We start from the raw sequence: 24,257 nt of genomic DNA, 5'->3' as shown, positions 1-24,257 counted from the left end.
ACCTGAGAGACCAGCCCATGCGCATACCCCGCATCTACACCGATTCCGCCCTCAGCGAGGGCGGCACCGCAGAACTTGATGACAACGCCGCGCAACATGTCGGCCGGGTATTGCGCATGCAGCCGGGGCAGGAACTGCGACTGTTCAACGGCGATGGCAACGACTACCCCGCCACCATTACCAGCGCCAGCAAGAAGAACGTGGAAGTCCAGGTGGGCACGCCGCAGGCAAACGCCACCGAATCCCCTCTGGAAATCGTCCTCGGTCAGACCCTCTCCAAGGGTGACCGCATGGACTATGCGGTGCAGAAAGCGGTGGAAATGGGCGTTACCCGAATCGTGCCGCTGAGCACAGAACGGTGCGACGTAAAACTCAAGGGTGACCGGGAAGACAAGCGCCTGCGCCACTGGCAATCCGTCGCCATCAGCGCCGCCGAGCAATGCGGTCGCGCCCGGGTGCCCGAGATCCTGCCGGTGATGACCGTTTCCGAGTGGCTGGAACACAGCCGGGATTGCGAGGTACGCCTGGTGTTGCACCACCGCACCGAACACGCCCTCAAGTCCATCATCCCGCCGGAACGCGTGGCCCTCATGATTGGCCCCGAAGGCGGTCTCTCCCCCGAGGAAATCGCCCAGGCGGAACACGAAGGCTTCCTCCCGGTCGCCCTCGGTCCCCGGGTACTGAGAACCGAAACCGCTCCGGTGGCAGCCATGGCGCTGTGCCAGTGGCTGTGGGGCGACATCGGCGGCTGACCGTTACCAACCGTACCGCCGTCTCATGTCGGCACCCAAGTCATTGACATGGAGAGGGGGCGGCAACATTATCCATTGCGTCCGAAAACGAATCCGATCCTATTTCGATCGTCTGGGCTGCGCTGAGGGGAGGCCTTTCCAAAACTGTGCGGAGCCATGGATGGCGGAGCCCAAGCGTCACATGGATGTGCCGCAAGGAGCGTGTTTTGGAAAGGCCTCCACTCAGCGTAGCAACCTCCAGAGCATAACAACCGAAAAACGCGAGTATCAGGATGACAAGCCTGCTAAGCACCCAAGAATTCTGGCAATACCTCAGTATCCCGGTCATTGCCGCCCTGATTGGCTGGACCACCAACTGGCTTGCCATCAAGATGACCTTCTACCCCCTGGAATTCATCGGCAAACCACCGCTGCTTGGCTGGCAAGGCATTATTCCCTCGAAGGCCCGCAAAATGGCGGCCATCAGTGTCGACGCCACCATTTCAAAGATCGGCACCGTTCGGGAAATCTTCCAGCAGATCGATCCGAAAGTTCTCGCCACCCATATCGTCCACTCTGTCGAACCCCGCATCGAGGAATACGTGGACGAAATGATGCTCAAGGAATACCCCACCTTCTGGGAGAATCTCCCGGCTTCCGCCCGGAAGATGGTCTACGATCGGGTCCGCAAGTCCACGCCTCAGTTGGTGGACAACCTGGTGGAAGACGTTTCCGACAACATCGAGGACCTGCTGGACATCAAAGGCATGGTGATCGAGCGCCTGGCCAGCGACAAAGAGCTGTTGAACCGGATCTTTATTGAATGCGGCGAGGTGGAATTCCGGTTCATCATCAACTCGGGGCTCTATTTCGGCTTCCTGTTCGGCCTTATCCAGATGGCGGTCTGGTATGTCTATCCGAGCTGGTGGGTGCTGCCGTTCTTTGGTCTCCTGGTGGGCTGGGCGACCAACTGGATTGCCCTGAACGTGATTTTCCGGCCGCTGCACGCCAAAAAAGTCGGCCCCTTCCGGATTCAGGGCCTGTTCCTGAAACGCCAGCCGGCCGTGGCAGAGTCGTTCTGCCACATCGTAACTCACGAGATTCTCACCGTTGGCAACATCATCAACGCGATTCTCGATGGGCCCAAGGGTGATCGCGCCCGCAACATGGTCAAGAAGCACATCAAACCGCTGGTGGATGAAACCGCCGGCATGGGCAAGGCGCTGACCCAGATGGCCTTCGGGCCCACCGGCTTTGCCACCCTCAAGAACAAGGTTGGCGAAAAAGCCATCGAGATCTCGCAGACATCGTTCAATAACCCGGTATTCGAGAAGGATCGGGCCCGGGCCGTGGAATCCATTATGGTCGAGCGAATGATTGCCCTGTCTTCCGAAGAATTCCAGGACCTTCTCCGGCCCTGTTTCCAGGAAGATGAAATCAAACTGATTCTTGTAGGCGCATTCCTCGGCTTTGGCGCTGGCATCTGCCAGTTGGTGTTCGTGTTTGGAGAATCGTTCCTGTAAATTCCCGCAGTAATTCACGGGCTTAAAACCTGTGCAAGGATGCGTCGTACATCTATACTCTCAGAAACGGAGGTTCATTACTTCGAACAGGTTCGACCCGGAGGCAACGGATGCCAGGTTTTCTCTCCTGGATTTCAGGATTATTCGCACCCAAGCAGTCTGCGCCACCCGCTCCGGAAGCAAGGCTGTTCAATCCATCCGCGGAAAACCCTGCCAACGACACGCCAGACACAGGCCCGGAACTGGCCCAGCAATTGGAAGAGCACCTGTTCTGCTGGCTGCTGGACGCCGAGCCCGCAACTCTGCGGACCGATCTTTCCTCCTATGACCAAGTGCTGGAGGAACTGCATCAGCGCCTGACCAACAACAAAATGGAAGAACTCCCACGGCAACCCATGAGCCTGCCCATGCTCATGCGGGCCTTGTCCGACGAGTCCACCGACCGCCAGCGGCTCACGGAGATCATTCTTGGTGATCCCTCCCTGACCGATCAATTGCTTCAGATTGCCAACAGCCCCTACTTCCGAACCAGCGAACACGCCATTGAATCGGTGGACCAGGCGGTATTTGTGCTGGGGGTAGATGGTATCCGGAACGTCATTTCCGCGGCGGTTATGCGCCCCATGATGGCCGCAAGGAACAGCCGGGAGGCGCTGTTTGGTCAGCGCGGCTGGCGCTGGGGCCTGACATGCGCGCGGGCCGCAGAACTCATTGCCAGAACCCAGGGCGAAGACACCAGTGCACACTTCATGGTGGGCTTGCTGCCCTCACTGGCGTACATCACGATCCGCCGTGAGCTGCAGCGTATCTGCCGGTCGCGCACAGCAACCGGCGAACCGGAGCCGGCGCTTATTCGGCATGCCCTGGCGAGGTACCAGTGGGCTACCTGCCAGCTCCTTGCGAACGAGTGGAACCTTCCTCCCAAGTACCATGCCTATCTTCTGGCCGCGGAACGGCCAGCACCAAAACAGAAGCACACCCCGCTGACGGACGGCATGGTTATTGGCACCCGGGAAGTACTCAGGCACGCCCATCAGCGCAACCTCGCAGAAGAGGATCTGCCAAAAGTGGTGCGCCTGACCCCGGATCAGATCAGCAACATACGCAACGCGCTGCAGAAGATGCTTCGGGAAGGCGGCCGCTCAACTGTCAGAAATTGAGACGGGCTCCCTCTCCGCCACGGTTCCTGGCTTTTCCTTTGCCTCATCGCCGCGCAACAACTCCGCAAAGGTTCGTGTTTCCTCCACCTTGCGGGCTCCCACCAATTCGGCAGGAATCACCTTCGGGAGCCGATCAACAATTCGGTCCTCGTCGTGGCGAACAACCTTGAGAACGTCGCCGACCGTTATCAGATCCAGCGCCCTTCCGGGCACCAGTCGATCGCCCTGGCTCCCGGCCAGACTCAGTAAACCGGCACGGATCAATTTGTCACTGATTGCCCGGGTTACCTCACCCGGCACTCTCAGCTCATATTCCAGTATTTCCTGCTGGGGTGCGGGCTTGCCCTCGCTGAAGGGCTTGGCCACCAGCCACATGGTCGCCAGCGCCACATTTTCCTGCAGCTCTGGTGCCAGTTGCACCTCACGCCGCTTGGCCACGGAGCCGGGATTTTGCAGATAGAACCCGATGCTGGCGCCCAGAAGGAGGATCATCCAGTTCAGATAGATCCAGATCAGCAGAATGATACCGATTGCGAAACTGGAGTAGATTGCCGCGTACTTGGCAGACCCGGCAACGAATGAGGCGAACAGCATGCCGGCCGCCTGCCAGGATACCCCGGCCACCAGACCGCCGATGGCCGCATAACGGAGCTTGACCCGGGTATTGGGCATGAATACATAGACGAATGTGAAAGCGCCAACCACCAGGAAAAACGGGGTGAACCTGCTGGCCACAAGAATCACCGAGCCGAACGGCTCAATTTCGATGAGCTTCTGGACGATGGTTGAGGAAAAAATAGTCGCACTGACGCCGATGGCCGAAACCATCAGAAGCGGACCCACCATGATCACGCTCAGATAATTGCTGAATCGCTGTGCCATCGAGCGCATGTCTGGCACGCGCCAGATCATATTGAAGGAACGCTCGATTTTCTGGAGCAGCGAGACCACCGTATAGACCAGCAGCGCCAGGCCGACCGACCCCAGCACGCCGACTTTCATATTATCGACGAAGCCCAGGATCTGTTCGGCAAGATCAATCCCCTGCGGCCCCAGCGGTTCAAAGAACTGAAACAGGAACGGCTCCATCCGCTGATGCACACCCAGCGCCTTCAAGACCGAGAAGCTCAGGGCAAGCAGAGGCACGATACTTAGCAGGGTTGTGTATACAAGACTCATGGCGTGAAGAGTCAATTGTCCACTGAGAACATCCCGAGCCATCGCATAGGCAGTGCGGCCGACCTTGTACAACCAGGTCCAGGGCCAACTCTGGGGCGGATTGGGATTCGCCAGAATCCAGCGCTCAGCTGCCTGAAGCCGGTCTTTTAATTGGAATGAAGCCACTTTAGGTCCTGTCGTTCCGTGTTTTGTTCAGATTATCAGTCAGATATCCGGTGTAACCAGAGTATGGCCGATTAACGGCAGTTTGCGAGGGCTACACATCCAATATAACCATATCATCATTTATTACTTCCTCTTATAACAGATCTTCTGTAAAAAGGCCGCTATTCAAGAAATGGTATTTTTCTGATCGGGTATTTTCTCATGCGAATCAAACTTGCTCTGGGCGTTGCTGCATTTACCGCCTTATCCCCGGTGACTGCCCTGGCCACCAACGGCTACTTCAGTCACGGCTACGGCACCATCAGTAAAGGCATGGCCGGCGCAGGCACTGCGCTGTCCCAGGACAGCATTGCAGCGGCAACCAACCCGGCCGGTATGGTTTTTGTAGGGAACCGGATTGACGGTGGATTCGAAGTTTTTTCGCCCCGGCGGGAATACACCGTAGAGGGTCCGGCCTCTCCTCCCCCTGCGTTCTCATTGCAGCCGGGCACTTACAAAAGCAGCCGCAACGGTTTCGTTATCCCCCACCTGGGCTTTAATCGGGAACTTTCCGACACCACAAGTTTCGGCGTTTCGGTGTTTGCCAATGGTGGCATGAACACCGACTACTCTGGTGAAAGCGGCGGGCCTTTCTACGCAGGCCGAACCGGCGTAAACCTCGAACAGCTTTTTATTGCTCCGACCTGGTCCTGGGAGTTCTCCGACAACCAGGCCTTCGGCATTTCACCAGTCATTGCCTATCAGCGTTTTGAGGCTGCAGGCCTGCAGAGTTTCGCGCCATTCTCGTCAGACCCGGGCGCACTTTCCAACAACGGCACCGACGATGCCTGGGGTTACGGTTACCAGATCGGCTGGCAAGGTGAAATCACCGACACCCTCCGCGGCGGCCTGAGCTGGCGCAACATTCTGAAGATGAACGAGTTCGACAAATACCGCGGCCTTTTTGCGGAACAGGGCGACTTCGACATTCCCCAGATGTTCAACGCGGGTATCGCCTGGTCCGGACTTGAAAACCACTGGTTCCTGCTGGATATCCAGCACATCCGTTACAGCGAGATCAACAGCGTGGGCAACCCGCTGCTGCCCAATCTGCAAACCGCACAGCTCGGCGATGATAACGGCGCAGGCTTTGGCTGGGACGACATGACCATCGTCAAGCTGGGTTGGCAGTGGCAGCAAACACCGGCGCATGCCTGGCGGGCCGGCGTCAGCTATGGAGAAAATCCTATTTCCGACGAAGATGTGCTGTTCAACATCCTGGCGCCGGGCGTTCAGGAGTGGCACTTCACTGGCGGATTCTCCCACAGCTTCAGTGAAAACCTCGATGTGTCTGGCATGGCCTTTTATTCCCCGGCCAAGACAGTGACCGGTCCCAACCCGCTGGCACCGAACCAGACCATTGATCTGGAAATGTACCAGCTGGGCGCCTCGGTGAGCGTGGGCTGGAAATACTGATCTCCCAAGGCCAGTCTGCAAAGCCCCGGATCCTCCGGTGCTTTGCTGTTACAGCACAGATTTCAGATTAACAGCGGTGATGCCGACGATCCTCTGCCGCGCTTCCCGACTGGCCCAGGCCGAGTGCGGGGTAACAATCAGATTCGGGATATCGTCCGCTAGCAGCGGATTGCCGTTTCGGGGTGGCTCCTCGGTCAACACATCGAAACCGGCGCCGCCTATCTCGCCGGCGCGAAGCGCATCCGCCAGCGCCTGTTCGTTCACCAGGCCTCCGCGGCTGGTGTTGATGAGCAACGAGTCGGGCTTCATCATTTTCAGTTCGCGGGCACCGATCAGATCCCGGGTCTCATCGGTCAGCAGGCAGTGCAGCGACAGCACGTCTGCCTGGGGCAGCAATTCGTCCAGTGGAATTCGCGAATACCCATCGACCACACCCGGTTCCTGCCCGGGCCGAGCTCCAAGAAGAATCTTCATACCAAACGCCGCGGCCCGCTCCGCCACACCCTGGCCCAGGTCGCCGTAGCCGACAGTTCCGAGAGTGCGCCCCTCCAGCTCCATGATCGGATGATCCATCAGGCAGAACATGTCACTTTTGCCCCAGCGCCCTGCCTGCACATCGCGACTGTAATCCAGCAACCGAGTGGCGAGAGCCAGCATCAGCGCCATGGTGTGCTGTGCCACCGTGGAGCGTCCGTAGTTGGTCACGTTCATCACCTTGATGCCGTGATCCTTCGCCGCCGCCAGGTCAATGTTGTTCAGGCCGGTCGCCACCACGGCGATGGTCTTGAGTTCGGGGCAGGCCTCGAAATGCTCACGGGTGAGCACGACTTTATTGACCAGGACGGTATCGAACCCTCGTATGCGTTCGAGGACCTCATCCGGCGCTGTCCGTTCATATTTCTTCAGCCCGCCGGTTACCGACTCGATGGGCGACAGATCCACGTCACCGCCAAGGGTTTTGGCATCAAGGAACACCGCTTTCATACTTTTCTCCTGAATCCAGATGGCCACAGATTAGGGTAGACTGAGATAAACGTCCAAAACTCAAGATGTGCAAGCACGAACAGGGTATGAACCATGGAACATGAATTCTGGCACGAACGCTGGGCCAAAAAGGAAATCGGCTTCCACGAGGGCACAGTCAACCAATACCTCCACGACCACTGGCCGGAACTGGCAGGCAAAGGCACCGATGCCGTCTTCGTCCCCCTCTGCGGCAAGGCCCACGACATGTGGTGGCTCCACGACCGCGGCCACCCGATCATTGGTGTAGAGCTGAGCGAACTGGCCTGCAAGGACTTCTTCGAAGAAGCCGGCGAGAAAGCCAAAGTTCACCCGGGCGAGCCTTTCATCACCTTCAAACACGACAACCTGCAGCTCTGGTGCGGCGACTTCTTCCAACTGGTACCGGAAGATCTCAAACACGTCCGACTGGTCTACGACCGGGCCGCCTTGATTGCACTTCCGCCACACATGCGCAAAGACTATGTAAACCACCTGACCGCCATCATCCCGGACGGCACCAGAATCCTGTTGATCACCCTGGACTACGATACCGAAATCAAGGGCCCGCCGTTCAACGTCAGCGACGAGGAAGTGAAGGAGCTCTATCAGGACGATTACAGGATCGAACACATCCTGACCAACACCCTGGCCAAGGATCATCCGTTTACAAAGAGAAAAGGCCTGGAAAACGCCTCAGAAAGCGTATTCCGTTTAACCAAACTCTAGCCTGCCTTCAGGCGGTCGCCTCCGTGGCCTGATCGGAGTGTATCGGGTGGCTTTCTGACAACGAATTTGATGTCTGAGCGAAGCGAGTTGCCAATTCGTTGTCAGAAAGCCACCCGGTGCACTCCAGCCCCCTCACACTGTCCCCACAGAAACCCGGCAAGCTACAAAACCAACACACCCGCCTAACATAATTTAATGAACCTTAACCACTCACACACTGTCCAACTCCCGAACCGTGAACTAAGCTCAAAGTAAGCAAGCCGACCTCGACAAGATCGTGCACAGGCTTGTAAGTATCCATTCCTTCCACCCATAACTAACTACACCGTCCAGACGGGCGGAACTGACTGCAACGGGGAAATTGCGTGAATTGAAAGCTGAAGATACAGCGAGCGAGGGCAATCTATGAGCATACTGCAGCACTTCAAAGACCGGTATGAGAGTACTCAGGAAGAAGAATACAGCCTGGAGGAATACCTGGAGATCTGCAAGAAGGACCCAACGGCCTACGCCACGGCCGCTGAGAGAATGTTAATTGCCATCGGCGAGCCAGAGTTCGTCGACACCTCGAAAGATCCGAGGCTTTCAAGAATATTTTCCAACAAGGTCATCAAGCGGTACCCCGAGTTTTCCGAGTTCTATGGCATGGAAGACGCCGTAGAAAACATCGTCTCCTTCTTCCGCCATGCCGCCCAGGGCCTGGAAGAAAAGAAACAGATTCTTTACCTGCTTGGCCCCGTGGGCGGTGGTAAATCCTCCTTGGCGGAAAAGCTCAAGGCACTGATGCAAAAAGTGCCCTTCTATGCCATCAAGGGCTCGCCAGTGAATGAATCTCCACTTGGCCTGTTCGATCCGGCCGAAGATGCCCAGATTCTGGAAGAGGAATACGGCATCCCCGCCCGATATCTCAAAAACATCATGTCACCCTGGGCGGTTAAACGCCTCCATGAATACGGCGGCGACATCAGCCAGTTCCGGGTTGTAAAAATGTACCCCTCGGTACTCGACCAGATCGCCGTCTCGAAAACCGAGCCCGGTGACGACAACAACCAGGACATTTCCGCTCTTGTGGGCAAGGTAAACATCCGCATGCTGGAAGATTTCTCCCAGGATGATCCGGATGCCTACAGCTTCAGCGGCGGGCTATGTAAAGCCAACCAGGGCCTCCTGGAGTTCGTGGAAATGTTCAAGGCACCGATCAAGGTGCTACATCCACTGCTGACCGCCACCCAGGAAGGCAACTACAACACCACCGAAGGCATGGGCTCAGTGCCCTTCGACGGCGTAATCCTGGCCCACTCCAACGAATCCGAGTGGCAGACCTTCCGCAACAACAAGCACAACGAGGCGTTCCTTGACCGGGTCTATATCGTCAAGGTGCCCTACTGCGTGCGGGTGACGGAAGAAATCGAGATCTACAAGAAACTGCTGAGCAACAGCTCCCTGGAAGGTGCTCCCTGCGCGCCAGACACCCTGGACATGCTGGCCCAGTTCTCGGTGCTCTCGCGCATCAAGGAGCCGGAAAACTCCAGCATCTTCTCCAAGATGCGGGTTTATGACGGTCAGAACATCAAGGACACCGATCCCAAAGCCAAATCGATCCAGGAGTACCGTGACGCCGCTGGCGTGATGGAAGGTATGGATGGGCTCTCTACCCGTTTCGCCTTCAAGATCCTGTCCAAGGTGTTCAACTTTGACACCACCGAAGTAGCCGCCAACCCGGTACACCTGCTCTACGTTCTGGAAAAACAGATCGAACAGGAGCAGTTCCCTGCTGAAACTCATGAGAAGTATCTCCGGTTCATCAAGGAATTCCTGGCACCGCACTATGTGCAGTTTATCGGCAAGGAAATCCAGACCGCATACCTCGAGAGCTACAGCGAATACGGCCAGAACCTGTTCGACCGGTACGTCACCTATGCCGATTTCTGGATTCAGGATCAGGAATACCGGGATCCGGACACCGGCGAGATCCTCGACCGCTCCTCGATCAACGAAGAGCTGGAAAAAATCGAGAAACCAGCGGGCATTTCCAACCCGAAGGATTTCCGCAACGAGGTGGTCAACTTCGTACTACGGGCCCGGGCGAACAACGGCGGCAAGAACCCGTCCTGGCTCAGCTACGAAAAACTGCGGGCCGTGATCGAGAAGAAGATGTTCTCGAACACCGAGGATCTGTTGCCGGTGATTTCGTTCAACCCGAAAGCAAGCCAGGAAGATCAGAACAAGCACAAGCAGTTCGTCGAGCGTATGGTCGACCGAGGCTACACGGAGAAGCAGGTTCGGCTGTTGGCCGAATGGTACCTGCGAGTTCGCAAGTCTCACTAAGTCAGTGACCATTCACTGAGCTGGAGTAACGCCATGGGAATGACCCACATAGTCGACCGGCGACTGAACGGTAAAAACAAAAGCGCAGTGAACCGGGAACGGTTCCTACGCCGCTATCGCCACCACATTAAACGTGCGGTGTCGGACGCAGTTCAGAAGCGCTCGATCACAGATATAGAACGGGGCGAGAAGGTCAGCATTCCGTCCCGCGACATCGAAGAACCCATCTTCCACCACGGCCAGGGCGGCAAGCGGGAAGTGGTGCATCCGGGCAATCAGGAGTTTGTGGCCGGTGACACCATCCCCAAGCCCGAGGGTGGCGGGGGCCAGGGGTCCGGGCAGGGCAAGGCCAGCCCTGACGGCGAGGGCATGGATGAATTCGCCTTCCAGATTACTCAGGAGGAATTCCTGGATTTTCTGTTCGACGACCTGGAGTTGCCCAATCTGGCCCGCAAGAAGCTAAAGGATACCGAAGCCTTCAAGTATGTCCGTTCCGGCTTCAGCACCGACGGAGTACCCGCCAAGCTGGACGTTGTGCGTTCTTTGCGCGGCGCCCATGCCCGGCGCCTGGGCCTGGGAGGCGCGCGCAAGAAGAAGATCCGGGATCTGGAGAAACAGCTGGAAGCGCTGAAATCGGCGCCCGAAGATCTGGATCCGGCGTTCAGTCACGAGGATCAGATTCAGGTTCTTGAAGAGGAAATCGCGCGACTGAAAGCGAACGTCCGTCGTATTCCGTTTATTGATGAAATCGACCTGCGTTACCGTCAGCATCTGAAAAAGCCGCAGCCGGCCACCAGTGCCGTGATGTTCTGTCTGATGGACGTATCTGGCTCCATGACCCAGATGCACAAGGACATCGCCAAACGCTTTTTCATCCTGCTGTACCTGTTCCTGAAGAAGAACTACAAGAAGATCGAAGTGGTCTTCATCCGGCACCACACCAGCGCCAAGGAAGTGGACGAGGAAGAGTTCTTCTATTCCCGTGAAACCGGTGGCACCATCGTCTCCAGTGCCCTGAAGCTGATGCACAAGATTATTGAATCCCGCTATTCCCCGGCAGAATGGAACATTTACGCGGCCCAGGCATCAGACGGCGATAACTGGAACGACGATTCCCCGGTGTGCGGCAAGATCCTGGCCGACAACATCCTGCCCCTGGTGCAGTATTTTGCCTATGTGGAAATCACACCGCAGGACCACCAGATGCTCTGGTACGAATACGAGAAGATCCAGGAGCAGTTCCCTAACGCCTTTGCCTTGCAACAGATCGCCGACCCCGGCGAAATCTACCCGGTGTTCCGCCAGTTGTTCGAGAGGAAAGCCGCATGACTAACCTCATGGACCGCCCCAATCTGCCGAAAAGTGACCAGCCCAGAGCCCGGGAGCCTATCTCGACGGGTTCTGAATGGACGTTCGAGCTGATCCAGAAATACGACGACGAAATTGCCAAGTGCGCCGCCGAGTTCGGTCTGGACACCTACCCAAATCAGGTCGAGGTGATCAGCGCGGAGCAGATGATGGACGCCTACAGCTCCGTAGGCATGCCGGTCGGCTACCATCACTGGTCTTTCGGCAAGCAGTTTCTCAGCACGTCCAAGGGCTATCAGCGTGGGCAGATGGGCCTGGCCTACGAGATCGTGATCAACTCCAATCCCTGCATCGCCTACCTGATGGAGGAGAACACCCTGCCGATGCAGGCCCTGGTTATTGCGCACGCATCCTATGGCCACAATTCCTTCTTCAAGGGCAACTACCTGTTCCGCACCTGGACCGACGCCAGCGCAATCATCGATTACCTGGTGTTTGCCCGCCACTACGTTGCTGAATGCGAGGAGCGCCACGGCGTGGATGCGGTGGAGGAAATTCTGGATTCCTGCCATGCCTTGATGAACTATGGTGTGGACCGTTACAAGCGACCGGCACCGATATCAGCCTCGGAGGAACTACGGCGTCAGAAGGAGCGTGAGGAATACCAGCAACGGCGCATCAACGACCTCTGGCGCACCATTCCGAAACCAGACGACGATGATGACCCGGTAAGGCGTCGCAAGCGCTACCCGGAGGAGCCCCAGGAAAACATTCTCTATTTCATCGAGAAGAACGCGCCCCTGTTGGAAACCTGGCAGCGGGAGATCATCCGCATCGTGCGGAAGTTGGGCCAGTACTTCTATCCCCAGCGCCAGACCCAGGTGATGAACGAAGGCTGGGCCACTTTCTGGCACTATACCCTGCTGCATCGCATGTACGACAAGGGGCTGGTGACCGACGGCTTCATGCTCGAGTTTCTCCAGAGCCACTCGGCGGTGGTGTACCAGCCGCCATTTAACAGCCCGTGGTATTCCGGTCTTAACCCCTACACACTTGGATTCTCCATCTTTACGGATCTGCGCAGGATCTGCGAAAACCCAACAGACGAAGACCGGGAGTGGTTCCCGGACATCGCTGGCAGTGACTGGCTGGAAACCCTGCATTTTGCGATGAAGAACTTCAAGGACGAGAGCTTTATCCAACAGTTCCTCTCTCCAAAGGTAATGCGGGACCTGAAACTATTTGCAATCCAGAATGATGATCAGGAAGACGTTTACCGGGTAACCGCCATCCACGACGACCCCGGATACCGGGACCTGCGAGAGAAACTGGCGCGCCAGTACAACCTGAGTTATCGGGAGCCCAACATTCAGGTGTGGAATGTGGATGTGCGCGGCGACCGCTCCCTGACCCTGCGCCACATACCTGTGGACCGCGTCCCCCTGGGCAAGGAAACTGACGAAGTCCTGCGGCACGTGCATCGGCTATGGGGCTTTGATGTGCACCTCGAGAGCGTGGACGATGGCACCATGGTGGAGGACCACCACTGCCCACCCAGGGAAGTTGAGGAGGACTGAACCTGGAGCCTGGTGGCAAATCAGACGGGGTACTGGCAGGACCTATACTTCGTCATTCCGCGCCTGACTCGATTGTTTTATGGCTCGTCACAATTGAGCGGGCCTCCTTCACTGTGCAAATTTTCCAAGGCGAAGGTCTGCTCCTGGACCGCCCGCTGGCGGATTCAGAGGTGACCCGGCTTCGGGTAGGTGCCAGAGCCTGGCTGAATCTGCTGACCATCACGCCTGAGGCTGCTCTTCCACAGGACACTCGGCTGGAATACGACCTGGGGCTCACCGTCGACGGCTCAGAGGATTGCGATTGGATCCGGACCTGGGCTCCACATCTCTGCCCCGAGGGCGGCGAGCGGCCGGGCTTTACCCTGAAATCAAGGCTGGACCGGATACTCCACGGCTCCTGCCGAAGACCCCACCACCCCTCTCCTGACGGGCTGGTTCGGGTGGATGAAGAACTGCAGAAGGCACAGAAGCTTGAGGACGTCCCGTCTCTGCTACTGATGACCGGCGACCAGGTTTACGCCGATGATGTGGCCGGCCCGATGTTGCATGCCATCCAGTGTGTCATTCACCAACTGGGCCTTTACCAAGAGGTGCTGGAAGGCGCCTCGCTCTCGCACAGCAAGGAACTGACTTCGGTGGCGAATGCCTATTACCACCGGGATGAACTGCTGCCGGAATCCGAATTCAATGAAGACCTTACCGAGCGCTTCTTCGGTGGCGTCCGCAAACCGGTGTTCACCACCGCCAATGCCGGCAATCACCTGATTTCCTTCGCCGAGGTGATGGCCATGTATCTGCTGGTCTGGTCCCCGGAACCCTGGGCTTGTGTGACCAGTGCTGAGCCGGTCGATGACCCGGACGAGCTGGCGCGCTATCGGAAAGAACAGGCCGCCATCGACGAGTTCCGCAAGAGCCTTCCACAGGCAGCGCGGGCCATGGCCAACGTGCCTGTCTATATGATCTTTGACGATCATGACGTGACGGACGACTGGAATCTCTCCGCGCTCTGGGAAACCACCGCTTACGAACACCCCTTTTCCCGGCGCATCATTGGCAATGCGCTGCTGGGCTATCTTTTGTGCCAGGGCTGGGGCAACCAGCCTGGCAATTTCGGGCAGCTGATCGAACAGTGTCAAAGGCTGTTCGAGTCCAGCAACGGGCAACACGAGCTGCATAAGGCCATTCAGGATGATCTGATCGACCAGCTGTTACACTTTCAACACTGGCATTACAGCCTGCCCACTTCACCCCGACTGGTGGTGCTGGACACACGCACTCATCGCTGGCGCAGTGAGATCCGCCGTAGCCATCCATCCGGCCTGATGGACTGGGAATCACTGACCGATTTCCAGCACGAGATCATGGGCGAGGACGCCGTGGTGGTGGTATCGCCGGCGCCGATGTTCGGGGTAAAGCTCATCGAGATGATCCAGCGGGTGTTTACCTTCTTTGGCAAGCCGCTGTTGGTGGATGCTGAAAACTGGATGGCGCATCGGGGCGCGGCCAGTGTGCTACTGAATATTTTTGGCCACCCCCGAACGCCCAGACACTTCGTGATTCTCTCAGGCGATGTTCACTATTCGTTTGCCTACGATGTGCGGCTGCGCCACAAGCAGAACGGCCCCCATGTCTGGCAGATCACCAGTAGCGGCATCAAGAACGAGTTCCCCAACGCGTTGCTGGAGTGGCTGGACCGGCTAAATCGCTGGCTGTTCGCGCCCTGGTCCCCTTTGAACTGGTTTACCAAAAGGCGGCGCATGTGGATTTCTCCCAGGCTACCCGAGGGCCGGGAGGCCGGTGAGCGGCTGTGGAACGGGGCAGGCATCGGAGACGTACGGCTGGATGACGAGGGTGCACCCACCGCCATCCGGCAACTGGATGCCGGAGGCGGTGGTACGGTGTTTCAGCGGCGGGCTAAAGACGACTGATCAGGCGTTGACCGAGGGCAGCCCGGACAGGGCCATGGCCAGTTCCTGTTCGTCGTATTCGTGGTCGCTCAGTTCACCGGCGAAGTAGGAGGTGTAGGCCGCCATATCGAAATGGCCATGGCCGCAAAGGTTGAACAGGATCACCTCTTCCTTGCCTTCCCGCTTGCAGCGCAGGGCCTCATCGATGGCACCCTTCACTGCATGGTTGGCCTCCGGCGCGGGCACGATACCTTCGTTCCTGGCGAACAGGACACCGGCCTCGAAACATTCCCGCTGGGTATACGACACCGCATCAAAGAGGCCCAGCTCCTTGGCGTGGGACACCAGCGGTGCCATACCATGGTACCGCAGCCCACCGGCATGGAAGCCCGGCGGTGTGAAGCCGGAGCCCAGAGTGTGCATCTTTGTGAGCGGAGTCATGTGGGCGGTATCGCCATAATCGTAGGCGTATTTCCCACGAGTGAGGGTTGGACAGGCCGAGGGCTCTACCGCAACAATCCGGGACTTTTCACCACCCCTCAATGCATGGCCCATAAACGGGAAGGCAATACCGGCAAAGTTGGAGCCACCACCGGTGCAGCCAACGATAACGTCCGGCCAACAGTCCGCCATTTCCATTTGTTGCATGGTTTCCAGACCAATGATGCTCTGATGGAGCAGAACATGGTTCAGTACCGAGCCAAGGGCATACTTGGTGTTCGGATCCTTTACGGCAAGTTCCACCGCTTCAGAAATGGCAATGCCGAGACTGCCATTGTGGTCCGGAGTTTCCGACAGTACCTTGCGGCCAAACTCGGTCAGTTCCGAGGGCGAGGCCACACACTTGGCACCGTAGGTTTCCATGACTGCGCGACGATAGGGTTTCTGGTTGTAGGAAACCCGAACCTGAAACACGGTAACGTCGATATCGAACAGGGAGCCGGCAAAGGACAGCGATGTGCCCCACTGCCCGGCACCGGTTTCGGTGGTGAGGGTACGGATGCCCGCTTCGCGGTTGTAGAAGGCCTGCGGAATCGCGGTGTTCGGCTTGTGGCTGCCGGCCGGGCTCACGCCTTCGTATTTGTAGAAAATCTTTGCCGGCGTGCCGAGTGCCTTTTCGAGGCGATGGGCCCGGTAAAGCGGCGCCGGACGCCAGAGGTTGTAGACATCACGCACCGGCTCAGGAATCTCGATTTCCCGCTCGGTGGTGACTTCCTGTTCGATCAGCGCCATCGGAAACAACGGTTCCAGATCCGATGGGCCCACCGGCTGCTGGGTACCCGGATGCAAGACGGCCGGCAGCGGCTCGGGGAGATCCGCCTGCAGGTTGTACCAGTATTTCGGCATCTGGCTTTCTTCGAGAAGGAACTTGGTTTGCATGAATTAAAAATCCCTACTGTTTGTGTTGTTATCGCCCCTCAGAATACCCATTCCAGGCCCGCATAAAAAGTTCTTCCCGGGGCGGGTTCGAAATAGCCCCGGTCTTCCACCGGGCGGTTCGCATTGGCGTTTATCCGCACGTTACTGAAGTAGTCCTGATCCAGCAGATTGCGGATCCCGGCATACAGGTTCAGGGTCTGATCCGCCATGCGCACTGAATCGCCGGCACGTATACCGACCAGCCAATAGTCACTCACCAGGGTCTGGTTGCTGTTTTCGGCGTAGAATTCACCCACATACTGCCACTCCAGAGCCGCGAAACGACCGGCTGCACCCCGCCACTCCAGCTCGCTCACCCAGAGCCGCTCCGGCAGACCTGGAATGGCGTTGCCGCTGGCGTCGTTGCCCTGCTCATCCACAAAGTCCCTTAGCTCGTAATCCGCCAGGGTCAGCGCGCTGGTTACCCGCCAGGCGTAGGAAAGGTCCCAGGCCAGACCCAGTTCAAAGCCATTGCGACGGGTTTCGCCCGCGTTTTCGTACAAGGTCTGATCGCCCACGTTAAAGGGCAGGATCTCGTCCTCCACCCGGATGGAGAACAGGGCCATGTCATAGCTGAGGCCACGGCCAAGCATGCCGCGCATACCCAGCTCGCGATTCAATGCCTGCTGCGGCTCCAGCTCGGGATTGAAGCCGCCGCCATTCGGATTGGCAAACTCAGTAAAGGTGGGTGACTCGAACGCCGTACCGAGGGTGGCGTATACCTGGTGCGCCGGTGCCAGTTTGTAGCTGATACCGGCAACGCCACTGTATTCCCGGAAAGTCCGGTTGCCCGAATCATCGTTACCGTCTTGCAGCCAGTCGTCGTCAATGGCCAGACGCAACCGGTCGAACCGCACGCCAAGGGAGACGTTGAGTGCGTCGCTCAGCGCCAGGTCGCCCTGGCCAAACACCGCCACATTGGTGGCACTCTGGTTTTCCGCCTGGGTCTGGCCGGTGATATCGCCATCGATAGACACCGAATAGCGGCGCCGGTCGTCGGACTGATGGTGAACATCCAGGCCGGTAACCCACACCAGGGGCAATCCGGCCAGAGTCGATTCCTGCTGGTACTGGGAACTGATGCCGTAAAAGTGCCGGTCGTAGGCTATGCGGCTGCTTCCGGGAAACGGCAACTGCTGCGCGAAATCCCGGTGAGTGTAGAAGGTGTCGAGGGTGAGTTGGCCGGGAAGGACGCCCGAATCTTCAAGTCTTACACCCAGGGTCTGCTGGTTCACGGTCTGGCTACTGTCCAGCCTCTTGGCCAATGCGGTGGCCTGCTCCGGATCTTCTTCGGCCTGAGCCAGGGTAAGCCCGCCCGGATCTTCGGATTTCGGGTTGTGTAACGCGTTGAATGTAGCGGTTACCCGCCGTTCAGAATCCAGATCCCGTGCCACACGGGCGTTAAACAGTGCTTTCTCTGCCTTGCTCTGTTCCCGGTGGCCATCAAACGTCAGCCAGGAAAGCGTTGCTATACCGCTGGTATCCCCATCAACGCCATTTCCCTGTATCGCGGCCTTGCGATAATCGTCACTGCCGCCATCGAGCCGCAGCCGGCCGCCCTGGGGTAGCTCATTACCCAGCGCAGTGGAAATATCGATCACACCGCCCGCGGCATTCCCATACTGAACCGAGGCAGGCCCCCGAATGACCTCGATTCGCTGGGCGGAATCCAGATCAATGGCATCAATCTGGGACTGGCCATCGGGCAGCGTGTAGGGGATGCCATCCACCTGAATCCGGATACCCCGAATACCGAAGGGCGCTCTGGCGCCGAACCCGCGAGTAGACAATCTTAGATTCTGGGCGAAGTTGTAGCGGTTCTGAAAGAACAGACCCGGGACGGTATTGAGGGATTCATCCAGTTGCAGACGCTGCTGGCCCTCACGGATGTCCGGAGCATTGACCACCGAGACCGCAGCGGGCGTTTCATAAAGATCCCGCACCAGCCTCGGAGAGGTCACCTCAAGTACCAGCTCCTCGTCCGAGCCCCCTGATGACTGAGCCAGCACTGCCGAAGGCGCGGACAACCAGATAGGCGCCATCGCCATAGCTGCAAGCAAGTTATTGCTGTTCAAAGGGTCTCCTCGGGGTTAGCAGGCTCAGGCGGGGATCCAGGCTTCAAGCAGATCAACCAGCCAGGGCACGAGCAAGGCGGTAGCGAAGGCGGAAAGCGCCATCGCAAGTCCGGAAAATGCACCCATCTGCGAACTTACCTGAAACGCCCGGGCGGTCCCGATACCGTGTGCCGCAACACCCATGGCGATGCCTTTGGCGGTGTCATCACGAACCCGGATCCACTCAAAGAGCTTGGTGCCCAGAACGGCGCCCGTGATGCCCGTGATAACAACCAACACGGCAGTCAGCGACGGAAGGCCGCCAATTTTTTCGGAAATCCCCATAGCCACCGGCGCCGTTGCCGATTTCGGGGCCAGGGACATCTGGATCTCCGTGGACCCACCCAGAAGCCGGGCCAGGCCGATAGAGCTGCCTGCAGCGATGACAACGCCGCAGAAAAGCGAAATCGTCACCGGTAACCAGAGCTGGCGAAGCCTGGAGAACTGCTGGTACAGGGGAACGGCCAACGCCACCGTGGCCGGACCGAGCAGAAAGTGAACAAATTGGCCACCTTCAAAATAATCGCTGTAGGAAGTGCCTGTCGCCAGCAGCAGGATAATGAGCATGGCGACGGACGTGACCACCGGATTGGCCAGAGGGTTGGAGTTGGTTTTCAGATACAGCCGGTAGGCCAGGCCATAGGCCACCAGGGTGATCGTGAGCCCCAATAGCGGTGATGCGGAGAGATATACCCAGATGTCTTGCAGGCCCGGCTCATTCATCGCCGCCCTCCTTTTCAGCAAGCGGCTTGGCAAACCAGCGGGTGGTCACCTGCATAATCAGGGCGGTGGCGACCATAGTAATTACCGTGCTCAAGAGCAGCGCCAGGGTTATCGGAACCCACTCGTCGGCGATGCGGCCAAAATGCGCCATCATGCCCACCCCAGCGGGAACAAACAGAAGCGAGAGATGACTGAGCAAGGCCGTGGACGCCTGATCGACAGACTCCGGCGCCTTGCCCCGTATCATCAAAGTTACGAACAGCATCACCATGCCAAGTACGGGCCCGGGGATGGGAACACCGAGCAATCGAACCGTAATCTCCCCTACCAACTGATAGACAAGCAAAAGGGTAATGCCGTTCAGGAACTGCATAACGCAGGACTCCAGTCAGTTTTTACTCTGTACCGTCGAAATGGGAATGATGCTTCGGCCGTACATGGCGAGAACAAAGCCGATCGGGAACATCAGCACCCCGTATACCGCAGCCGGGATCGACATGGCGCTGGACTCCAGCAGAGTCAGGGTGACCATGAGGGCAATGGTGCCGTTTTTTACACCCAGCTCCACCGCCACTGCCAGCGATTCCCGCTGGGTCAGACCCGCCATTCGGCCGGCTGCCAGACCGAGACCAATACCGGCCAGATTCAACAGGATGGTTGCCGGCCCCGCCTGTTTCAGAAGCTCCCAGATCTGGTCACGAACCCCATAAACCAGGGCCACAATCAGCACCGCTAGCACAACACCGCCGAAGATGCTCACAATGCCCTCTGCCTTACGGGCAACTTCCGGCTTGCGGGTACGAACCACCATCCCGATCGCTACCGGGAAGAGCACGATGCCAATCAGCATCCCCACGGTTTTCCAGACCGGCAACACGATGTTTTCCTCGGTACCCATGTAGTGCTGAAGGGCAATATTGGTAAACAGCGGCAGGGTAAGAATGGTGATCAGGCTGGCGCTGACAGTCAGTACTATGGAGAGGGCAATGTTACCCCGCGAGAGCAGCACAAACAGATTCGAGGTGGTGCCTCCAGGGCAGGCGGCGATGATCACCAGTCCGACCGCTATGGCCGGCGGAACCGCCAGCAACGTGGCCAGCATGAAGGCGATGAGCGGCATGACAAGAATCTGGGCAATGGTGCCGACGATCATCCCTTTCGGATACACCGCCACCTGGCGAAAATCTCGTATCGTCAGGGTCATGCCGATACCGATCATAATGATGAACAGAGCAATCGGCAGTCCTGCCGAGATAAGCGGGCTGGATTCCACAACGCCTCCGGATGTTTTTGTTTTTACTGCAACCAACCGATGAAAAGTAGCACACACTCGCCTCTTTCGGGAGACTAAAACGGCAAAGGTTAAAGGCGATAAGGCACTGCAGAACCGGGGAACTTTATGACCTGAAACATCGTGTCACGAAGCAGTTGCAAGTATACTTGCATCAGATAACTAAAATACCTGGACACTGGTGGAGACGCACAAGGAATGAAACGCCTGGGAACTCTGGATGCCTCTTGGCTGGCCGTAGAATCTGAAGACACCCCCATGCATGTGGGCAACCTGCAGATCTTTTCGCTACCGGAGGGCGCCCCTGAAACCTTCCTCCGGGACATGGTGACCCGCATGAAGGAAACCGGCGATGTCGCGCCCCCCTGGGGTTTAAAGCTTGCCTGGTCCGGGCTGTTGGGTCGGGTACTGGCGCCAGGCTGGAAAGTCGACAAGAAAATCGATCTGGATTACCACGTGCGTCACTCGGCACTGCCGCGCCCCGGCGGTGAACGGGAACTGGGCATACTGATATCGCGCCTGCACTCCAACCCCCTGGATTTTGCCCGCCCACTCTGGGAATGCCACGTTATCGAGGGTCTCGAGAACAACCGTTTTGCACTCTATACCAAGATGCATCATTCCATGATTGATGGCATCAGTGGTGTACGCCTGATGCAACGGGTACTGACAACCGATCCCGACAAACGGGACATGCCGCCACCCTGGTCGGTTCGGCCGGAGCGCCGGCGCGGCAGCAAATCCGATTCCGAGGCCAGCGTGCCCGGCGCGGTCTCACAGGCCATGGAGGCACTGAAACTGCAGGCGGATATGGCGCCACGTTTGTTACAAGCAGGCAACAGGCTGGTGCATTCGGTCCGTCACCCCGAGGATGGCCTCACGGCACCGTTTACGGGGCCCGTGTCCAAGATCAATCACCGGGTCACCGGCCAGCGCCGGTTTGCCACCCAGCATTATCAGCTCGACAGGATCAAGGAGCTTGCCCACGTTTCCGGCGCTTCCCTTAACGATATCGTTCTGTACCTGTGCGGGACTGCCCTCAGGCGTTTTCTGCTGGAACAGGATGAATTGCCGGACGTTCCCCTCACCGCTGGCATACCGGTCAACATCCGGCCGTCTGATGACGAAGGGACAGGCACCCAGATCAGTTTCATGATCTCCTCGCTTGCGACCGACGAAGCCGATCCACTGACCCGCCTGCAAAACATCAAGGCATCAACGCGAAGGGCCAAAGAGCATTTGCAGAAGCTACCCAAGAGCGCGCTCACCCAGTACACCATGCTCCTGATGTCGCCCTACATCCTGCAATTGATGTCCGGCCTTGGCGGTCGGATGCGTCCGGTATTTAACGTCACCATTTCCAATGTACCGGGGCCCCAGAGAACGCTTTACTACGAGGGCGCGAAACTGGAAGCCATGTACCCTGTATCGCTGATTACTCACGGTGGCGCTTTGAACATCACCTGCCTGAGCTATGACGGATCACTGAACTTCGGTTACACGGGCTGCAGGGATACCCTGCCAAGCATGCAGAGGCTTGCGGTTTACACGGGTGAAGCACTGGACGAACTGGAAAGCCTGATTCTTCCGCCAAAGGCCAAACCGAAAGCTGCGGCCAAGCCCAGTGTGCCGCGCAAACCGTCGACGAAAAAGAGTAAAGCGGACTGATACAAAGGACAATCAGCCAGCGCTTTTCCAGTGGGCGGCGCCCACGAAAATCAATTGCAGGAAGCGGGTGGTCCGCTTCCTGATCTGCTCAATCTGATAGTCATCATCGGCGGATACGCCGAGCAGATCGGTCAGGCTAAAGGCGACACTTCGCACCACCAGATCACTGGTCATGTCCAGATCCTGGTCGGTCAGATGGTCTACCAATCTCAGCCTTCGCAGATCGTTGGCTAGCTCACTGGCAAAAAAACGCATCTCGCTCCGGATACCCTCCTGCACTGCCCTGCTCTCACCGGCCAGTCCCTGGGCCATGAACAGAAAAAAACTCCGGTTGGCCTGCGCGTGGCTGATAAAAATGGCCACCGACTCCTCAATCAGTTTGTCTGCCTGCAACACATTCGCCCGGGCTTCTCGCATCATCCTGCGCAGCACCAGCCCCAGTTCATCCACAAGCTGCAGCCCAAGATCGTCCATATTGCGGAAATGCCGATAAAACGAGGTGGGCACCACGCCTGCCTGACGTGTCACTTCCCGGATACCAAGGCTGGCGAAATGCCGGCCCTTGCCGACCAGGGTTAACGCCGCGGTCATCAGTTTCTCGCGGGTTTCACCGGGCTTTCTTCGCTGTTTTTCCGCCATCCTGTATCCATGCCGCCTGCCGTTAGCCAATGGTTCACAAGTGTACACATCCCAAAAAATAAAAGTACAGAATGCTTGTCATTTTGAGCCATTACGAGTTCAGCCGTTGTTAGTTTCCATAGTCGTGTGTACATTCGTACACATTAGTGAACACTTGTACACATGGATTGAAGAAAGCCTCAGGGAGGCAATGATCATGTTAGCGAAACAGACCCCGCAAAAAGCCCTTCACTGGCTCGGAAGGCAGCTATTCAACCGGGATGACCCGGAAGCGTTTTTTGACCCACTGCTGGAACGCATCAACCCCATGTGGGTACAAGAGTACACACCGGCCAGAGTGGAGCAGATCCTTTCTGAAACCCGGGATACCAAGACACTGGTTCTGAAGCCGGCCAGACGCTGGTCGGGCTTTCGCGCGGGCCAGCATGTGAACATCTGTATTGAAGTTGACGGAATCCGACGCAACCGTACGTTCAGCCTCTCGAGCTCACCCCTGCTCTGGCAGGAACAGGGACTGGTCACGCTGACCATCAAACGCCTTCCCGGTGGCCTGGTGACCAACTGGCTCCACGATGACCTGCGCACGGGTGCGGTAATCGGTCTGGGCGAGGCCTTTGGTGATTTTCTGATATCAGAACCGGCCCGGCCGGCGCTGTTCATTGCCGGTGGCAGCGGCATCACACCAGTGTTGAGCCAGCTTGAGACCATGGCGGCCCAGGATTACCGGGCACCGGTGACACTGCTGTATTTCGTCAGAACCCGTGATGACGTTATCGCCCGGGAGAAGCTGTTGGCCCTGAAGGCACGCTACAGCGCCCTCACGCTTAATATCATCGCCACCAACGAGTCCAAGGAACCTCGCTACCTGCGTGGCCAGGATCTGGATGCAGTGCAGGGTATCAAGGCTCGGCAGGTCTATCTCTGCGGCCCCAAAGGCCTGATGGATCTGGCCCAGGGCCTCCTCTTCGAGCGAGGCTTGGCTGACGCGGATATCCACAGCACGTTCTTCTCAGTGCCAAGTGCCAACCTGGGGAACGAAACGCTCGGTGGTGAGGTTCAGTTTGAGGGCAGCCGGATGATGGTCGGTTCCGAGGGCGATGCCACCCTGCTGGAAATCGCCGAGGCCGCCGGACTGACCCCTCGCCACGGATGCCGCATGGGCATCTGTCACCAGTGCAGTTGCCGGAAAACCACGGGTACCGTCATCAACCGCCTGACCGGCCACGCTTCCGGCCCCGGCGAGGAGACTGTCCAGCTTTGTATCTCCGTACCCCGGGGCCCGGTCTCAATCGACCTTTAAGAACCAACACCCGATTTTATCGCGGAGCCTCAGTGCACC

At 57.8% G+C, this 24,257-nt stretch carries 19 protein-coding genes; 11 read left to right on the top strand and 8 right to left on the bottom strand.

Annotation, left to right across the window (positions count from 1 at the left end):
* Positions 1-17: 17 nt before the first annotated feature.
* The 3 genes from J3362_RS00790 to J3362_RS00780 all read left to right on the top strand — a co-directional run bounded on the left by J3362_RS00790 (position 18) and on the right by J3362_RS00780 (position 3,414).
* Positions 18-752 (top strand): 16S rRNA (uracil(1498)-N(3))-methyltransferase, encoded by a 735-nt coding sequence (locus tag J3362_RS00790; protein ID WP_349517669.1) that lies wholly within the window; start codon positions 18-20, stop codon positions 750-752.
* A 272-nt stretch (positions 753-1,024) separates the two neighbouring features.
* Positions 1,025-2,254, top strand: a complete 1,230-nt coding sequence (locus J3362_RS00785; protein ID WP_014578176.1) for a DUF445 domain-containing protein — start codon at positions 1,025-1,027, stop codon at positions 2,252-2,254.
* Between the two features lie 110 nt (positions 2,255-2,364).
* Positions 2,365-3,414: an HDOD domain-containing protein gene (locus J3362_RS00780; protein ID WP_349517668.1), complete on the top strand. Its 1,050-nt coding sequence runs from the start codon at positions 2,365-2,367 to the stop codon at positions 3,412-3,414.
* Here J3362_RS00780 and J3362_RS00775 read toward each other — a convergent pair.
* A complete protein-coding gene (locus J3362_RS00775; protein WP_349517667.1) occupies positions 3,397-4,758 on the bottom strand; it encodes a YihY/virulence factor BrkB family protein in 1,362 nt (453 codons plus the stop codon). The genes J3362_RS00780 and J3362_RS00775 overlap by 18 nt on opposite strands.
* A gap of 201 nt (positions 4,759-4,959) precedes the next feature.
* On the opposite strand from J3362_RS00775, the gene J3362_RS00770 reads away from it, so the two are divergent.
* Positions 4,960-6,213, top strand: coding sequence for an OmpP1/FadL family transporter (locus J3362_RS00770; RefSeq protein ID WP_349517665.1), 1,254 nt, complete (start codon positions 4,960-4,962; stop codon positions 6,211-6,213).
* Positions 6,214-6,261: 48 nt separating this feature from the next.
* Here J3362_RS00770 and J3362_RS00765 read toward each other — a convergent pair whose 3' ends face one another.
* Positions 6,262-7,197 carry a D-2-hydroxyacid dehydrogenase gene (locus tag J3362_RS00765; RefSeq protein ID WP_349517664.1) on the bottom strand — a complete coding sequence of 312 codons (936 nt, stop codon included), beginning with the start codon at positions 7,195-7,197 and terminating at the stop codon, positions 6,262-6,264.
* Positions 7,198-7,290: 93 nt separating this feature from the next.
* On the opposite strand from J3362_RS00765, the gene tmpT reads away from it, so the two are divergent.
* The 5 genes from tmpT to J3362_RS00740 all read left to right on the top strand — a co-directional run bounded on the left by tmpT (position 7,291) and on the right by J3362_RS00740 (position 15,085).
* Complete coding sequence (tmpT, locus tag J3362_RS00760) at positions 7,291-7,944, top strand: thiopurine S-methyltransferase (RefSeq protein WP_349517663.1); 654 nt, start codon at positions 7,291-7,293, stop codon at positions 7,942-7,944.
* A 405-nt stretch (positions 7,945-8,349) separates the two neighbouring features.
* On the top strand, positions 8,350-10,272 hold the full coding sequence (locus J3362_RS00755; RefSeq protein ID WP_349517662.1) for a PrkA family serine protein kinase: 1,923 nt from the start codon (positions 8,350-8,352) through the stop codon (positions 10,270-10,272).
* Between the two features lie 39 nt (positions 10,273-10,311).
* Complete coding sequence (locus J3362_RS00750; protein ID WP_349519232.1) at positions 10,312-11,601, top strand: YeaH/YhbH family protein; 1,290 nt, start codon at positions 10,312-10,314, stop codon at positions 11,599-11,601.
* Positions 11,598-13,157, top strand: a complete 1,560-nt coding sequence (locus J3362_RS00745; RefSeq protein ID WP_349517661.1) for a SpoVR family protein — start codon at positions 11,598-11,600, stop codon at positions 13,155-13,157. Before J3362_RS00750 ends, J3362_RS00745 begins: the two co-directional genes overlap by 4 nt.
* A complete protein-coding gene (locus tag J3362_RS00740; RefSeq protein WP_349519231.1) occupies positions 13,154-15,085 on the top strand; it encodes an alkaline phosphatase D family protein in 1,932 nt (643 codons plus the stop codon). Before J3362_RS00745 ends, J3362_RS00740 begins: the two co-directional genes overlap by 4 nt.
* Here the strand turns inward: J3362_RS00740 and J3362_RS00735 are convergent, their stop codons facing one another.
* The 5 genes from J3362_RS00735 to J3362_RS00715 are packed head-to-tail and all read right to left on the bottom strand — an operon-like array spanning position 15,086 to position 20,593.
* The gene (locus J3362_RS00735; RefSeq protein WP_349517660.1) at positions 15,086-16,444 is read right to left on the bottom strand and encodes a TrpB-like pyridoxal phosphate-dependent enzyme; all 1,359 of its coding nucleotides are present in this window, start codon (positions 16,442-16,444) and stop codon (positions 15,086-15,088) included.
* A gap of 38 nt (positions 16,445-16,482) precedes the next feature.
* Positions 16,483-18,558, bottom strand: coding sequence for a TonB-dependent receptor family protein (locus tag J3362_RS00730; protein ID WP_349517659.1), 2,076 nt, complete (start codon positions 18,556-18,558; stop codon positions 16,483-16,485).
* Between the two features lie 24 nt (positions 18,559-18,582).
* Positions 18,583-19,320, bottom strand: coding sequence for an LrgB family protein (locus J3362_RS00725; RefSeq protein WP_349517658.1), 738 nt, complete (start codon positions 19,318-19,320; stop codon positions 18,583-18,585).
* Positions 19,313-19,693, bottom strand: coding sequence for a CidA/LrgA family protein (locus J3362_RS00720; RefSeq protein WP_349517657.1), 381 nt, complete (start codon positions 19,691-19,693; stop codon positions 19,313-19,315). The genes J3362_RS00725 and J3362_RS00720 overlap by 8 nt, the downstream gene beginning before the upstream one ends.
* Before the next feature lie 15 nt (positions 19,694-19,708).
* Positions 19,709-20,593: a bile acid:sodium symporter family protein gene (locus J3362_RS00715; RefSeq protein WP_349517656.1), complete on the bottom strand. Its 885-nt coding sequence runs from the start codon at positions 20,591-20,593 to the stop codon at positions 19,709-19,711.
* Between the two features lie 216 nt (positions 20,594-20,809).
* On the opposite strand from J3362_RS00715, the gene J3362_RS00710 reads away from it, so the two are divergent.
* Positions 20,810-22,279: a WS/DGAT/MGAT family O-acyltransferase gene (locus J3362_RS00710; RefSeq protein WP_349517655.1), complete on the top strand. Its 1,470-nt coding sequence runs from the start codon at positions 20,810-20,812 to the stop codon at positions 22,277-22,279.
* Positions 22,280-22,291: 12 nt separating this feature from the next.
* On the opposite strand, the gene J3362_RS00705 is transcribed toward J3362_RS00710, so the two are convergent.
* Entirely contained in the window at positions 22,292-22,918 is a 627-nt protein-coding gene (locus J3362_RS00705) for a TetR family transcriptional regulator (protein WP_349517654.1), read from the bottom strand.
* A gap of 190 nt (positions 22,919-23,108) precedes the next feature.
* Here J3362_RS00705 and J3362_RS00700 point away from each other — a divergent pair, with 190 nt between their 5' ends.
* Positions 23,109-24,218 carry a ferredoxin reductase gene (locus J3362_RS00700; protein ID WP_349517653.1) on the top strand — a complete coding sequence of 370 codons (1,110 nt, stop codon included), beginning with the start codon at positions 23,109-23,111 and terminating at the stop codon, positions 24,216-24,218.
* Positions 24,219-24,257 lie beyond the last annotated feature (39 nt).

Origin of the sequence: Marinobacter sp. NFXS11 (assembly GCF_040148675.1) — a bacterium.
Classification (GTDB): Bacteria; Pseudomonadota; Gammaproteobacteria; order Pseudomonadales; family Oleiphilaceae; genus Marinobacter.
This window is presented reverse-complemented; position numbering and strand designations above follow the sequence as displayed.